The organism is Adhaeribacter aquaticus DSM 16391, from assembly GCF_000473365.1.
Taxonomy (GTDB): Bacteria; Bacteroidota; Bacteroidia; order Cytophagales; family Hymenobacteraceae; genus Adhaeribacter; species Adhaeribacter aquaticus.
The window spans coordinates 200,101-213,890 of record NZ_KI421517.1; the positions used below are offsets into that span (position 1 = coordinate 200,101).

At 40.2% G+C, this 13,790-nt stretch carries 15 protein-coding genes; 4 read left to right on the forward strand and 11 right to left on the reverse strand.

Annotated elements, in window-relative coordinates; translation table 11 throughout:
- Window positions 1-21: 21 nt before the first annotated feature.
- Window positions 22-1,074, forward strand: a complete 1,053-nt coding sequence (locus ADHAQ_RS0102675; protein ID WP_034256530.1) for an endonuclease/exonuclease/phosphatase family protein — start codon at window positions 22-24, stop codon at window positions 1,072-1,074.
- Window positions 1,075-1,163: 89 nt separating this feature from the next.
- Here the strand turns inward: ADHAQ_RS0102675 and ADHAQ_RS0102680 are convergent, their stop codons facing one another.
- A complete protein-coding gene (locus ADHAQ_RS0102680) occupies window positions 1,164-1,355 on the reverse strand; it encodes a cold-shock protein (RefSeq protein WP_026461610.1) in 192 nt (63 codons plus the stop codon).
- A gap of 306 nt (window positions 1,356-1,661) precedes the next feature.
- Here ADHAQ_RS0102680 and ADHAQ_RS0102685 point away from each other — a divergent pair, with 306 nt between their 5' ends.
- Entirely contained in the window at window positions 1,662-3,284 is a 1,623-nt protein-coding gene (locus ADHAQ_RS0102685; protein ID WP_157433331.1) for a hypothetical protein, read from the forward strand.
- A gap of 52 nt (window positions 3,285-3,336) precedes the next feature.
- On the opposite strand, the gene ADHAQ_RS0102690 is transcribed toward ADHAQ_RS0102685, so the two are convergent.
- The 10 genes from ADHAQ_RS0102690 to ADHAQ_RS0102735 all read right to left on the reverse strand — a co-directional run bounded on the left by ADHAQ_RS0102690 (window position 3,337) and on the right by ADHAQ_RS0102735 (window position 12,358).
- The gene (locus ADHAQ_RS0102690; RefSeq protein ID WP_026461612.1) at window positions 3,337-4,212 is read right to left on the reverse strand and encodes an SDR family oxidoreductase; all 876 of its coding nucleotides are present in this window, start codon (window positions 4,210-4,212) and stop codon (window positions 3,337-3,339) included.
- Window positions 4,213-4,294: 82 nt separating this feature from the next.
- Window positions 4,295-5,152 carry an NHL repeat-containing protein gene (locus ADHAQ_RS0102695; RefSeq protein ID WP_026461613.1) on the reverse strand — a complete coding sequence of 286 codons (858 nt, stop codon included), beginning with the start codon at window positions 5,150-5,152 and terminating at the stop codon, window positions 4,295-4,297.
- A 64-nt stretch (window positions 5,153-5,216) separates the two neighbouring features.
- A complete protein-coding gene (locus tag ADHAQ_RS0102700; RefSeq protein ID WP_026461614.1) occupies window positions 5,217-6,167 on the reverse strand; it encodes a ComEA family DNA-binding protein in 951 nt (316 codons plus the stop codon).
- Between the two features lie 40 nt (window positions 6,168-6,207).
- Complete coding sequence (gene rfbD, locus ADHAQ_RS0102705; RefSeq protein WP_026461615.1) at window positions 6,208-7,113, reverse strand: dTDP-4-dehydrorhamnose reductase; 906 nt, start codon at window positions 7,111-7,113, stop codon at window positions 6,208-6,210.
- 46 nt (window positions 7,114-7,159) lie between these two features.
- Window positions 7,160-8,020 carry a dTDP-4-dehydrorhamnose reductase gene (rfbD, locus tag ADHAQ_RS0102710; RefSeq protein ID WP_026461616.1) on the reverse strand — a complete coding sequence of 287 codons (861 nt, stop codon included), beginning with the start codon at window positions 8,018-8,020 and terminating at the stop codon, window positions 7,160-7,162.
- Window positions 8,021-8,076: 56 nt separating this feature from the next.
- Window positions 8,077-8,703, reverse strand: coding sequence for a peptidylprolyl isomerase (locus ADHAQ_RS0102715; protein ID WP_026461617.1), 627 nt, complete (start codon window positions 8,701-8,703; stop codon window positions 8,077-8,079).
- A gap of 30 nt (window positions 8,704-8,733) precedes the next feature.
- Entirely contained in the window at window positions 8,734-9,675 is a 942-nt protein-coding gene (hemC, locus tag ADHAQ_RS0102720; RefSeq protein ID WP_026461618.1) for a hydroxymethylbilane synthase, read from the reverse strand.
- 8 nt (window positions 9,676-9,683) lie between these two features.
- Window positions 9,684-10,799 carry a DNA polymerase III subunit gene (locus tag ADHAQ_RS0102725; RefSeq protein WP_026461619.1) on the reverse strand — a complete coding sequence of 372 codons (1,116 nt, stop codon included), beginning with the start codon at window positions 10,797-10,799 and terminating at the stop codon, window positions 9,684-9,686.
- A gap of 19 nt (window positions 10,800-10,818) precedes the next feature.
- Window positions 10,819-12,048, reverse strand: a complete 1,230-nt coding sequence (locus tag ADHAQ_RS0102730) for a GlmU family protein (RefSeq protein ID WP_026461620.1) — start codon at window positions 12,046-12,048, stop codon at window positions 10,819-10,821.
- 67 nt (window positions 12,049-12,115) lie between these two features.
- Window positions 12,116-12,358 carry a type B 50S ribosomal protein L31 gene (locus ADHAQ_RS0102735; RefSeq protein ID WP_026461621.1) on the reverse strand — a complete coding sequence of 81 codons (243 nt, stop codon included), beginning with the start codon at window positions 12,356-12,358 and terminating at the stop codon, window positions 12,116-12,118.
- Window positions 12,359-12,571: 213 nt separating this feature from the next.
- Between ADHAQ_RS0102735 and ADHAQ_RS0102740 the strand changes: the two genes are divergently transcribed.
- Together ADHAQ_RS0102740 and ADHAQ_RS24355 are read left to right on the forward strand one after the other, a co-directional pair.
- Window positions 12,572-13,090 (forward strand): phosphoribosyltransferase family protein, encoded by a 519-nt coding sequence (locus ADHAQ_RS0102740; RefSeq protein WP_026461622.1) that lies wholly within the window; start codon window positions 12,572-12,574, stop codon window positions 13,088-13,090.
- Between the two features lie 4 nt (window positions 13,091-13,094).
- Complete coding sequence (locus ADHAQ_RS24355) at window positions 13,095-13,760, forward strand: alpha/beta hydrolase (RefSeq protein WP_157433332.1); 666 nt, start codon at window positions 13,095-13,097, stop codon at window positions 13,758-13,760.
- Window positions 13,761-13,790: the final 30 nt, after the last annotated feature.

Sequence of the window (13,790 nt, forward strand, 5' to 3'; positions counted from 1 at the left end):
CCGAATCTGCAACAGGACTATATGAAATTTACACTAGAAGTAATAGGATCATTAATGATCCTCTTTTCTTTATTGCCTCTTATCAAATCCCATTACTGGTGGATTAGAGTATTAGATTTCCCCCGGGTGCAGGTAGGAATTTTTGCGGCTCTGGTTCTCATTAGCTATACCTGGCTTTATGATATAAATACTGTAGTAGAAAAACTATTTGTATTGCTTTTACTGGCGGCCCTAATAATAGAGGTGCTGCACGTATATAAATTTACCTTCCTTGTACCAGTTCAAGCCTTACGAAGCAAAATAAAAGCTCCTAAAAATTCTTTTAGCATCGTGGTTGCCAATGTGAGGATGTCTAATACTAACTATGATAAGTTTCTGAAAGTAGTACGCGACACAGATCCGGATATTTTGCTAATTAACGAACCTGATCATAAATGGGCAAAAGAACTAAAAGTTTTAGATGATGTATTTCATTATTGCATTAAATGCCCATTAGATAATACTTACGGGATGATGTTCTTTAGTAAGTTTAAGCTGGTTGAAAAACAAATTCGCTTTTTAGTGGAAGAAGGTATTCCTTCTTTTTATACCATTATAGAACTACCTACTGGCAAACGTTTCGATTTTTTCTCGGTACATCCCCAACCGCCTCATTTTAATAAAAATACAGATACCCGGGAAGCAGAATTATTATTGGTTGCCAAAGAAGCCAAAGCATCTCCCTATGCCTCTATAGTTGCCGGAGATTTAAATGACGTAGCCTGGTCTTATACTACAACCTTATTTAAAAAAATTAGTGGGTTGCTAGATCCCCGGATTGGCCGGGGGTTTTATAATACTTATAATGCGCTGATTCCTTTCTTTCGATACTCCCTTGACCATATCTTTTATGATCCGGCTTTTAGGCTGATAAGGATGAAACGTTTATCTAAGTTTGGTTCAGACCACTTCCCTATTCTGATCAGGCTGAATTATGAACCACTTGAAGCTGACGAGCATGAAATACCTGTAGCGGATGAAGAAGAAAAGGCGGAAGCACAGGAATTAATTGATCGGGTTAAGGAAGAGGGTTAAAACAAAAAATCCCGTTTAGCTTAGCTAAACGGGACAAAAATTAATAACAATCGTCTTTAAAGACGCAATGGGTTATATTTTTAGGGGAATTAGATTCTTTCTACGTTAACCGCGTTCAAACCTTTTTTACCTTCTGTAACTTCAAAAGATACTCTGTCATTTTCACGAATCTCGTGAACTAGGCCTGACTGATGAACAAAGATGTCTTGGTTTGTGTCATCAGCAATGATGAAGCCGAATCCTTTTGATTCGTTGTAGAATTTTACTTTACCTGTTTTCATAAAAAAATTGATAATAAATAATGGAACAAAGATAGGTGTTAAAATAGTAGAAACCTAATGATGCCTTATACAGAAGTTTTCAAATAAGGTTATTAAAATCAGCTAATATTTTAAATTATTTTTTTTGATGATTTACACCCGCTTCTGTTCCTTATTCTACTAACCTATAAACTACATCAAAAGGTTCCCCGTATATCCTTAATACTTATTTATTTCCAAAACAGAGTGCTTATGCCCCGGCAGATTTACCTAAAATAATGCTAGTTCTGCCGGACTAAACAGTTATTCACCTAAATGATAAAACTTATGGAAGAGAACAAAAAAGATCAGGCTGCCGGAACCGCTAATACATCTGCTGAATCAAAAGATAATAAAACAGGACAGGGTAACAATTTTCCAAATAATGATACCCTGAATAACCTAAGCAGTAACATTGGAGGAAGCTCCGCTTCTACCATAACTTCCGGTACATCAGAAAACACCGCCGGAAGCCAAACTGCCAATAACACCCCAAAATTTGCCTCCACAGATAAAAGTAGCTCTAATAAAACAGGATCTGAAAAAACAATGGGTTCAGATTATTCTACTACTCAGGGTTCAGCAATTGGAAATAAAGGCAAAACCAGCAGTTCAGCAAAAGCATCAAAACCAGAAACAAAAGAAAGCAAATCTTCAAATAAAGATAAATCACCATCCTCTTCTACCAAGGATATAACAACCGGAAAAACTCCTCCTAATAACAGCAATTCTAATCAGCCTACTAAGGATGAGTTTAACCGGAATAACCTGAATGTAGGAACAACTTCCGAAAATCAGGATCGCAACAACGATAAAAATGTTCATGGAAATTTAGGCAGCCAAAGCTATAACGACCGTGATAACTATACTACTGACCAAAGGGGCAGTTGGGGAAACCAAGGTGGTAGCTATGGCCATCAGGGCGACTATGATGACCCGTATAATTACGATGAGGGATTTGGCCAACGCACCGACTATGGACAATCCGGTCAAAACTTCCGGGGTAATTATGACCAGAACTCTTACGCTGGCCGGAACCAAAACTATGGCCAACGCGGCAACTATGGCTATGAAGCTTTTGATAACGAAGGCAGTGGCTACCAGTCTCCTGCCCGCGGAGGCTTTGGCAGCTACGGGCAGCAGGGTAACCGCCAAGCCGGGTACGGGGATTCTAACAATTATCAGTCAAACCGCTATGACCAACGGGGAGGCTATGACCGAAATGATCAATCGGGGGGCTACGGGGACAGAAACCGCTATCAGGACTATAACAACAACTACCAGGCTTCTCCTAACTATCGCCAGGAAGATCACTGGAATAGTGACTACAACAATCTAAATCGCTACCAGGACAGACAACGCAACCAAGATCAGGGCCAGGACCGCTACAATGATTACGGCAGTAACCGTGGGGGCTACGGCCGGACCAGCAACGATCAACGTCACCACGAAACGTATCGGGGCAGCGGCATGAGTGGCTGGCATGATGGACAAGGTAACGAAAGAGGCTATAGCTCCAACCAGGACCGCCAGGGCGGGTACAATCAACAAGGCGGCTTTGGTTCCCGAGGCGGTTCCTACAATGATGAGTATCGTCCATCCAACGATCAGCGTGGATCGCAGGGAAACCAGAACAACCAGGGAGGTAGTAATTACAGCTCACATTATTATGATGACCATGGTTACCGGCCGGCCCGTGAAAGAGGCTACTCCCAATACAGAGGAGGCTATGATAATTCTTCTTCCTATGATGACAGGAGCCGTTGGCAGAGTGGTTTTGATAATGACCAAAATGATTACCGAAATAGGTATGAGGGCTACGAAAGTAATTACCGTTCAAACCGTAATCAAAACAATGACCGTAACCGGCAAGAAGAAAAGTATCGGGGTGATAATCACTTGGATGATTAATTATTTTTAGTAAATAAAAAAGGCTTCCTGCTAATCAGGAAGCCTTTTTTATTTACTTTGGTATAAGCGCTTCTGCGTAATCCTGCGCAAATTCATCTATAGATCGTGGGGGCGTACCCGTAATTTCTGCTACTGTATTGGTAACCTGAGCGGCATAACCAGCCTTACAAATACTGTATAATTCCAGCATAGCTTGTACCATCCATTCAGGCATGTGGTGCTGGCGCATCGCTACTGCTGCTGCCTCTTCTGGTACATCCACATAAGTAATTAATCTATCAGTGGCTTGGGTAAAAGCATGGGCCACATCATTAACCGAAATGGCCGCCGGCCCGGTAAGCTCATAAATTTTGTTCTCATGCCCCGATTGTGTTAAGACTATTCTGGCTACGGCTGCAATATCTCTCACATCTATATAACCTACTTTACCAAGTCCCAAGGGCATATATACCCCATTGTTATTGCGGATAGTTTCGCCGGAATAATGAACAAAATTTTGCATAAAACTGGCAGGTCGTAATATGGTAAATGAAATTCCTGCTTGCTCTAGATATTCTTCTACTTCACGATGCCATCTCCCTAATTGAATGCCTGGCTGGGCATCTGCTCCGGCCGCCGATAAACGTACAATTTGTTTAACGCCGGCCTCCCTTGCGGCATCTATCATTTTTTTTGCTACCTCCTGCTGATTTTGAGTAAAAGGAGTTACCAGAAATACTTTTGTTACTCCGGTAAAGGCTACTTTTAATAACTCTGGGTTTTCAAATTCCAGATGTACCAGGTCTACATTTGGGAAGGCCTTTAAAGGATCTCCTTTGATTAAAGAATGAACGCCAGCCCTTACATTTACATCTTCTCCAGAAAGGGCCTTCACTACCTCGCTTCCGACAGTACCGGTAGCGCCGGTTACTAAAATGGTGTCTTTCATAGTTTTTGTTTACGTGCTTAGAAAGCAGAAATAAGCTTATGGTTTATTGAGATAAAAGATTACTCCTAAGAAGTCAGAAGAATCATTTATTTTCCTTTTTTAATGCTTTAAATATTTTACCAGCTTCGTTACTAAATATAAAGTCGGTGTTGTTCAGGAAAACCATTGCTTCTGCTTGCCCTGACTTTCCTACTGGGATACAATATTTTTTACCATCAAAAAATTTCTCACCCTCAATATCAAACAGATACACATTGCCATATCCGAGCAAAGCCATGCGCTTCCCATCCGGGCTTATATCAGCGGCTGTAATCTGTGTGCTTATCTGAATTTCATCAATCACCTTGGCTTCGTACTTACCAGGCTGAGCAGGCACTTTATATACCTTCACCGTCTCGGTTTTCCCCCGGTCCTTCGAGAACAAATATAAATTTCCTTTATGGAAGAAAAAGGCTTCACAATCAAAATTCCGATCTGATTTTTTAGGCGGAAAATCGTTTTGATCAGCATAATGAAACAGAATTGTATCTACTTGATTTACATTGTTTTCTTTAACCCGGAAAATCCGCAGGTTTTGCCGCTTATTGCCATTATTTCCAAAATCACCAATGTAAATATTCCCTTGGTCATCTTTGGCTAAATCTTCCCAGTCAATATTGGTTGTGTTAGGTATTTCAACGGTCGCTAATAATTTGCCGGCAGTATTTATTTTGTATAATACAGGTAAATTTCCTCCATCGGCATGTGTCCATAGATTACCATCTTCAGTAATTGCGAAGCCTGAGTTCTCCATTACTTCTTCTTTAGCCATTTTGCCCACCTGCTCCACTTTATAATCCTTGGGCCGAATTTCAAAATCTTCCCGCCGCTTATCTATGGAGCAACCACAAAAAATTGTATGAAAAAAGACGTAAACGTAAATTAAATTTTCCTTTAGCATAGCATATTAAGTTAATGTGCCTATACGCAGATTATATCTATTAAGTAAAAGATATTTAATAAGATTAAAGTTGAATATAAGGTCTTAACCGCTGATATTGCTTCTCCTCAAGGATTTTAATAGCTCTTAGATCTTCTACTTGTTTAAAAGTCCCATGCTGGGTACGGTAGGCAATTATTAATTTAGCCAGATTAAATCCTATATATGGATGAGTGCGCAACTCCTCAAAAGAGGCCGTGTTGATGGATATTTGCTTAGGAATAAACTTCTGCTGGATAAAAGTATATTTGTGCAGACTATCTATCACCTCTGGAGAAAGGCCATATACCTCTTTTACTTGTTGCTCATCAGCAAAGCCGCCTAATTTTTCTCTGAACTTAACAATACGGGCAGAAAGCTTTGAACCAATACCCCTTATTTTTTTAAGCTGAACGGTATCGGCAGCATTCAAATCGAAAGGTTCCAATTTAAAACCAGCACGAATCCTATTAGTATTGCCTGCGGTAGATTTATTTGTATTAGGTAGTCTAGGAGAAGTTTCTTTACCATTGAAATAAACAGTTGCGTCTGGTAAATCCAGAAATGGATACAGCCGATTATAAACCGCAAGGGGCAAACCATAAATTTTCTGAAGCTGCTCTTTATAAGTAAAGCCTCCTGCTTTTTCACGGTATTTTATAATGTTTTGGGCAGCGTGTTTAGGAACCCCTAGCTCCTGCCATTCCTCTAAGGTTGTGGTATTAGGATTAAATTTATGTAGTTTAAAATTTCCCGCTGGGGCAGTATCAGGATGAATCGTTTCTGACCGGGGAATTGAACGGTTTTTATCCAACTGAATTGCCAGACTATCCAGCAAAGCCTGATCTGCTGAAAGGTCATAGAAGTCTGGTTCAGGATCATAAACTAAAGGAATTACAATTGCCAGAAAGCTTATTAACAGTAATACCAGAAACCCATTGGTTTCGCGCTGCGAAAATCCAAAATAGCGCCGAATCCAGAACCTGGCTTTTTTCATATTCCTGTGCGCTACTTTGCTACATATTTAATATGGTTAATTACTGCATTTGGCTTGCTACCACCGCTATGCCTTCTGTAAAAGTATGTGGCCTGTAACCAAGATCCTGCTCTGCTTTGGTTATATCAAAACCTGTACGAAGCGGACGCCTTGCTGTTTGGGAAAAGGTGGAAGCATCTACTTTTTTGATTAATGCTTTATCTAATTTAAAATACTCAGCTACCTGTAGGGCCATATCATAAGGCGTAAGTACTTCCTTACCCGAAATATGATAAATACCTGTTGCCCCTTTTTCTGCAACTAACCAGCAACCCATCGCTAAATCCTCCGCTAAAGTTGGGGTTCGGATTTGATCGCTTACTACCTGAATAATTCTATTCTCTTGCAGGCTACTTTTTACCCAGGTAACTATATTGGACCGGCCATAATTGTGGACGATACCATATACCAAAACTGTGCGAAGAATAACCCATTGGCAGGAGCTACTTTTTACAATTTCTTCTGCAGCAACTTTGCTTTTCCCGTAGTAACTTATAGGATTAGGCACCGCTTCTTCTGAATAAGGACCGCTTTCGCCATCAAACACAAAATCGGTGGAAAGATGCACTAAATGCACATTATGTTTTTCACAAGCCTCTACCAGATGCTGAACCGCTTCTACGTTTAGTTTCCAGCAAGCTTCCTGGTTTACTTCACATTCATCTATTTGGGTAAGGGCAGCCGTATGAATAATATGAGTTGGTTTTTCTGCTGCAACTAATTGTTCTACTTCATCACCATCTGTTACATCTAATGACCTAAAATTTAACTCCGGTAAGAGTTGGGCAAGTTTGTTTGGTCCACGGGAAGTAGCAATTAACTCTATATTGGCATTGTGTATAAGTAGGTGAGCTAATTTTTGCCCCAACAGCCCATTAGAGCCAGTAATTAAAATCTTTTTGCGCATAAACGTAGTTCAACTAATACCTTATCACAAAAGGCCTATATGAAAGTTATTTATTCTCTAATCTGGCTAAGCACACAATTAAACTTTCGCGCCAATGCGGGATAAGCAGGTTTAGCTGCTGCTTTGCTTTAGCTTTATCCATTACCGAGTAAGCCGGACGCGTAGCTTTGGTTACATATTCAGCAGTACGTATGGGTATAACTTTAACAGGTACATGCGCTAATTCAAAAATAGCTTTGGCAAAATCATACCAGGAAGCTACTCCTTCGTTGCTGTAATGATAAATGCCATAGGCGGTGCTTTCGGATTGAATTATCTGCAGAATACAACCGGCTAAGTCAATGGCATAAGTAGGTGTGCCAATCTGGTCCCAGATCACTTTCAGCTCGTCTCTTTCTTTGCCCAGGCGCAGCATCGTTTTCACGAAGTTGTTGCCGTACTCAGAATAAAGCCAGCTGGTGCGCAGAATAAAATAGTTAGAGAGGTACTGGCCTATTACCTGCTCGCCTTCCAGCTTGGTTAACCCGTAGATGCTGATAGGAGCTGCCTCGTCGGTTTCGGTTAATGGTAAGTAGCTGTTGCCGGCAAAAACAAAATCAGTAGAAATATGGATAAGCGTAGCATCAAACTCCTGGCACAGCTTACTCAGGTTTTCCACCCCGTCCCGGTTTACCTTACGGGCAATATCTACTTCGTCTTCGGCTTTATCAACGGCAGTATAGGCCGCACAGTTAATGATGTAAGCAGGCTGATATTGCTCAAATGTTTGCCGTAACAGCGCCTCTTCCAGAATATTGGCTTGCTCTTCCGGTAAAAAGTAAATACCTGAAATATGCTTTTCCTTTGCTGCCAACTCCAGGCATTGCCCTAACTGACCTGAGCCACCAAATACTAATACGTTCTTCATGAATAAATTTAAAACAGGAGTACTTCTATTTATTTGCTTCTTTACTGCTGGAGGCTTTAACTTCCATAAGCATAGCCGTAAAGCTTGGTAATTTTTTTCTTTTTAAGTTTTTCTACCTTTACGGTCATCGGAATTGGAGTAGTAGGTCTATCCATCATTTCCTTTGGTTCTTCAGCAATTTTATCAATTACCTCCAACCCACTTATAACCTGACCAAAAACAGTATAATTATTATCCAGGTGAGGCGTACCATTGTGGTTTTCAACAATATAAAATTGCGAACCGCTTGATTCTTTCTGTGGATTATTATTGCGGGCTGCTGCCACTGAACCTCGCACATGTTTAAGAGTAGGCCATATTTCTGCCGGTATCCGATAACCTATATCGCCTGTGCCATCGTTGTAAGGATCAGTATCTTTAGAATTAGCATCTCCTCCCTGAATCATAAAATTATTAATAACCCGATGAAAAGTAGTGCCATTATAGAAACCTTCTTTAGCTAACTTCAGGAAATTGGCTTTATGCTTAGGCGTCTGGTCAAACAATATTAATTTCATTTCTCCCAATCGGGTAGAAATGGTTACCAACCTATCTTTTTTTGAAGGCTTTGGGGCGGCATGCGAGAACAATGGTAACCAAAGTAAAAATAACCCTGCTAAACCTGGCCAGAATTTTCTTTTCATATACCTTTGTATAAACATCAGCACCTAGTCTTAAGCACGTTGAGCCCTAATCTCGGCCAATATTTTATCTCCACCCATTTGCAAAATATTAGAGCCTAACTTCTCACCTAAAAGAACTGCATCAATAGCCGGAGCCTCTAAACGATCGGTTACCATCTGCTGCCCATTTAAACTTACAACCCCCCCGTTTATTTGTATTTTACCATCTTCAAGAGTAGCCAAGGCAAACGATGGAATACTACAGCCACCTTCCATAGTTCGTAAAAACGCTCTTTCCGCTAATAAACACAAATGCGTTTCTTCGTGGTCCAGACAATTTTTAATGGCTATTTTCCGGTTTAAATCTAAGGTTTTGGCACATTCTATGGCGATACTTCCCTGGCCTGCGGCTGGTACAAATTTATCTAAGGGCAAAATTTCGGTAACCAAATGATTATACTGCATCCGATGTACCCCGGCATAAGCCAGTAAAATGGCATCATACTGTCCCTCCTTTAACTTTTGGATTCGGGTTTGTAAGTTACCCCGGCATTCGGATGCAATTACATTAGGGTAATAGCGCTCTAATAAAGCCCGCCGACGGGTAGATGACGTACCCACTACTATTTGTTCACGGTCTAAGGAAAATTGCGAATCAAAGGATATAACTACATCATTTACCTGCTCCCGCTCCATAAAAGCCAGTAGCTCCAAATCATCCGGCAATACAGATTGCATATCTTTGGCACTGTGAACGGCAATATCGGTGGCACCGGAACGTAAGCTCTCTTCCAGTTCTTCCGTAAATACACCTTTGGCTCCAATCTTATCCAACGACCGGTCTAATACCATGTCGCCTCTGGTATTGATGACTTCTATTTCTACCTCGAAGCCGGCAGCTCTTAACTTTTCAGCTACAAAATGTGTTTGCCACAAGGCTAACCGACTACCGCGAGTTGCAATCCGAACCGGTTTACTATATATATCAGACATTAATTAAATTAACTTTTTAAGTATTTAGCAATTTGAATGGAAGAATCAACGAAAACAATTTTAGGATTGGCATTTCGCTCTATGTGATAATGCGCATTGCTTAACTCCTCGGACAAGCGGGTAACATTAGCGGGATTAATTAACTTAGAAAATTTTCCTACAAAATCCTGTTCACCAGGAGGAATAAAAGGTACTAACCGCTGGTCAACTCCATACAACAGCACCCGACGTAAATTATTTAAAGCGTAATGCAGAAAAGCCTTCTGGTTCTCCCGGCCCAGTTTCTGAAACTCATCGCTCATATCTACTACTTCTCCAAATTTATTGGCATAACAATTTCGCATCCACTGCACAAAAAATGAAAAATAGTCGCTGGTAAGTTCCCGGCTAAGCTTCATGGCCGCCTGCAGGTTACCATCGGCTAGGTTAGCAATCTGGTGCGCCACCGCTTCCTCTACCTGCAGGTTTTCTTCTAAATAATTGATTATCTCCTCATCCGAGAACGCCCGAACATTAACTTTTTGAGTACGCGATAAAATAGTGGCCAAAATCTTTTCTGATGAATTGGCTACTAATAAAAATATGGTTTTAGCTGGTGGCTCTTCCAGTAATTTTAAAAGAGCATTGGAGGCCGTTATATGCATTAGTTCCGGCAACCAAATTAGTATAATTTTAAACTCAGCCTCAAATGCTTTTAGCGACGAAAAACGGATAAGTTGCCGGCTTTCATCTTTTGAGATATTTCCTTGTTTATTTTCGGCACCAATAAACTGCATCCAGTCATTTAGCGTCTGGTACGGATTCCCCCGTACAAATTCGCGCCACTCCGTAAGGAAGTTCTGACTCAGAGATTCTTTGCTTTTAGCGGAAGTTACCGGCATGACAAAGTTCATATCGGGATGCACCAGCTTATTCATTTTAGAACAGGAAGCGCACGTACCGCAACTATCTTCGGGTTGTGGATTCTCGCAGTTTAGATAAGTAGCGTAAGCTAATGCCAATGCCAGATTGGCACTTCCCTCCGCTCCCATAAATAATTGAGCATGTGCCACATGCCGGTTCTGCACCGACTTTAACAACAACTTTTTAGTCTCGGCATGCCCGGGTATATCGGAGAAAAACATGTATTAAATTATAACTCTATTAATTCTGACTAATATGGATTTCCTGTTTTCTATCCCAGGTCCGGTATTCGCGTTCCAGCTCAAAAACTTTACTTAGAATAGCTTTGTCAACCTCGGTTAAAACTTTTCCGCGCCTTTCCATGGCTTTTTCAGCAGTTTCAAGCGCTTTACGCAACTGGTAGGTTTCAAAGCCAGAAGATCCTCCCCAGGAAAAAGAAGGAATAAAATTACGCGGCAAACCCGCGCCAAAAATATTTGCGCTTACCCCTGTAACGGTACCGGTATTAAACATGGTATTGATTCCGGCCTTGGTATGATCGCCCATAACTAAACCGCAAAATTGCAATCCGGTATTTTTAAAACCAGCTTTGGCATAATTCCAGAGCTTCACTTCGGCATAATTATTTTTCATATTGGAACTGTTAGTGTCAGCACCTAAATTACACCACTCTCCAATTACCGAGTTGCCGATAAAGCCATCGTGCCCTTTGCTGGAATAACCAAATAAAATAGAATTGCTAATTTCGCCGCCTACTTTGCAATAAGGACCAATGGAATTATCACCCCGCATTTTTCCGCCCATATTTACAATACTGCCTTCACCTAGAGAAAACGGGCCACGAATAATAGCACCTTCTTCTACTTTGGCATTTTTTCCTAAATAAATAGGCCCGTTAGAAGCATTTAAAATGGCAGCCTTTACTTCTGCGCCTTCTTCCAAGTAAATATTCTCAGGATTATAAACAATGGTATACGGATCCGTGATTGGTTGACTTTTAAGACCTGTAGTAATAAAATCAAAGTCGCTACGAATTTGTTGGCCGTTATACTGGAAAATATGCCACACTTCCCGCACAAAATGAACATCAGAAGGATATTCGCCGGCCGTCTCAAAGGTATGGCTATAAAATTCAGATAACTTATTGAAGCTGTAACTATCGGCGTGGAAGGCAATAAGCTCTTTGTTTTTAAATAGTGCTTTTCCTGGCTCCAGGCTCCTTATTTTTACTACTAATGCCACATCAGGGCAAATAGCACCATTTACATACACATTCTCGGTTCCCGGTTTGGATGGAAACTTTGCCTGCAGGTAATCTTGTGTTAAATAAGAAACATTATCTTTAAAAAAATGCTTCCACTTTTCCGCTATAGTTAATATTCCGGTACGAATGTCTGCTACGGGCCTGGTAAAAGTTAGGGGCAGCAGATTTTGCCGGATAGTCTTATCGTCGAACAGGATAATATTCATGGTGTAAAAATAAAAAAGTCTTCCCGATATACGGGAAGACTTTTCATAAATACTAAAAGTATCCTGGTTATTTTTTGTAACGCTTCTGGAATTTCTCGATACGTCCAGCAGTATCCACGAAAAGGTTTTTACCAGTATAGAATGGGTGAGAAGCAGAAGACACCTCCACTTTAATTACTGGATAAGTGTTACCGTCTTCCATGGTAATAGTTTCGTTAGAAGTCATGGTAGAACGGGTAATAAATTTAAAATCACTGGATGTATCCTGAAATACTACTTCTCTGTATTGAGGATGAATATCTTTTTTCATGGGTACTTTTATCTTTATAAAACTTTCAAATTCGAATTCGGACTGCAAAAATAAAGATAATTTTTATTTTCACCTAATCCTTTCTAAATATTTTAATTACTTATGCTAACTAAAACGTAGCTACCCCCCCTGACTCCAAGCAAATTAATAATTTTATTTTATTTTTTGCTTTTAGTAATGGATATTTGACCTGAATAACGAGGCTTGCTCATCATGGGAAATACAACTTTAAATATATCTAACCGCATTCTGGATCGCGACCAAATACTGCAGAAACTAAAACGGATAGCTTTCGAAATTTATGAAAATAACTTTGAAGAGCAGGAAATTCTGTTGGCTGGCATATTGGAAAACGGATATCTGATAGCCGAGCATTTACAGCAAGAACTAGAAAAAATTTCTGATATAAAGGTAACCTTGGTTAGTATTGCCCTCGATAAAATTCATCCCATAGATAAACCAATCGTTATTAAACCTGCTGAGGTGAATCTTACTAACCGGGTAGTTATTTTAGTAGATGATGTACTAAACTCTGGTAAAACATTGGCTTATGCCATGCAGCTATTCCTGAAAGCAGAAGTAAAAAAACTGGAAACTACCACTTTAATCAACCGGCACCACACCCTGTACCCGATAAATGCCACTTACACGGGTTTATCGCTTTCTACTACCTTGCAGGAACATATTCGGGTTACTTTTGATAAGGAAAAGTTTGGCGCTTATTTAGTTTAGCCCCTTGTATCATATATGCCTGTTACCGGGTTTAGGCGTGGATGAGCGGATGTTCCAATACCTGACCTTAGATAAGCGTTTTGCCATTACCAATATTAAATGGGTAAAGCCAGATGGTAAGGCTGACCTGCCTCAATATGCCCAACAATTACTACCTCAGATACCCAAAGCTGATAAGCTTGTTTTAATAGGCGTTTCTTTTGGCGGCATAATGGCGGTAGAATTGGCTAAAATTTTAAACCCAGCCTTGGTAATTCAAATATCCAGTGTAAAAACCCGCTTTGAGATGCCTTGGTATTACCGCCTGGCAGGAAAACTTCGGCTACCTTATCTCCTGCCCTTACACTGGGGTAAATCTTTCAGAAACCTACAGGCTTTTATTTTTGGAGCCAATACCACAGAAGCTAAAAAGTTATTAAATCAAATAATTTCTGAACTGGATGTGGCTTATGTAAAATGGGCCTTAACGGCAATTGCTAACTGGGCTAATACTACCCCAATACCCAATGTAGTGCAATTACATGGCATGAACGATTTAATTTTTCCGGCCAAATATATTAAAGGATTTACTTTGGTTGAGGCAGGAACTCATTTAATGATAATTATTAAGGCAAAGGAATTAAGCTTTCTTATAAACAAAGAGTTAGATAAACTTTTGAGCCAGCAGTAAAATAACCCTTCTGTAACAAACTCTTATTAT

Bases quoted from the DNA above. Each gene is read 5' to 3' on its own strand.
- ADHAQ_RS0102695 (WP_026461613.1), bottom strand. From the start codon at position 5,152: ATGCTAAAGGAAAATTTAATTTACGTTTACGTCTTTTTTCATACAATT.
- ADHAQ_RS0102740 (WP_026461622.1), top strand. From the start codon at position 12,572: ATGGGAAATACAACTTTAAATATATCTAACCGCATTCTGGATCGCGAC.
- ADHAQ_RS0102675 (WP_034256530.1), top strand. From the start codon at position 22: ATGAAATTTACACTAGAAGTAATAGGATCATTAATGATCCTCTTTTCT.
- hemC (WP_026461618.1), bottom strand. From the start codon at position 9,675: ATGTCTGATATATATAGTAAACCGGTTCGGATTGCAACTCGCGGTAGT.
- ADHAQ_RS0102730 (WP_026461620.1), bottom strand. From the start codon at position 12,048: ATGAATATTATCCTGTTCGACGATAAGACTATCCGGCAAAATCTGCTG.
- rfbD (WP_026461615.1), bottom strand. From the start codon at position 7,113: ATGCGCAAAAAGATTTTAATTACTGGCTCTAATGGGCTGTTGGGGCAA.
- ADHAQ_RS0102690 (WP_026461612.1), bottom strand. From the start codon at position 4,212: ATGAAAGACACCATTTTAGTAACCGGCGCTACCGGTACTGTCGGAAGC.
- rfbD (WP_026461616.1), bottom strand. From the start codon at position 8,020: ATGAAGAACGTATTAGTATTTGGTGGCTCAGGTCAGTTAGGGCAATGC.
- ADHAQ_RS0102685 (WP_157433331.1), top strand. From the start codon at position 1,662: ATGGAAGAGAACAAAAAAGATCAGGCTGCCGGAACCGCTAATACATCT.
- ADHAQ_RS0102680 (WP_026461610.1), bottom strand. From the start codon at position 1,355: ATGAAAACAGGTAAAGTAAAATTCTACAACGAATCAAAAGGATTCGGC.
- ADHAQ_RS0102715 (WP_026461617.1), bottom strand. From the start codon at position 8,703: ATGAAAAGAAAATTCTGGCCAGGTTTAGCAGGGTTATTTTTACTTTGG.
- ADHAQ_RS0102735 (WP_026461621.1), bottom strand. From the start codon at position 12,358: ATGAAAAAAGATATTCATCCTCAATACAGAGAAGTAGTATTTCAGGAT.
- ADHAQ_RS0102700 (WP_026461614.1), bottom strand. From the start codon at position 6,167: ATGAAAAAAGCCAGGTTCTGGATTCGGCGCTATTTTGGATTTTCGCAG.
- ADHAQ_RS0102725 (WP_026461619.1), bottom strand. From the start codon at position 10,799: ATGTTTTTCTCCGATATACCCGGGCATGCCGAGACTAAAAAGTTGTTG.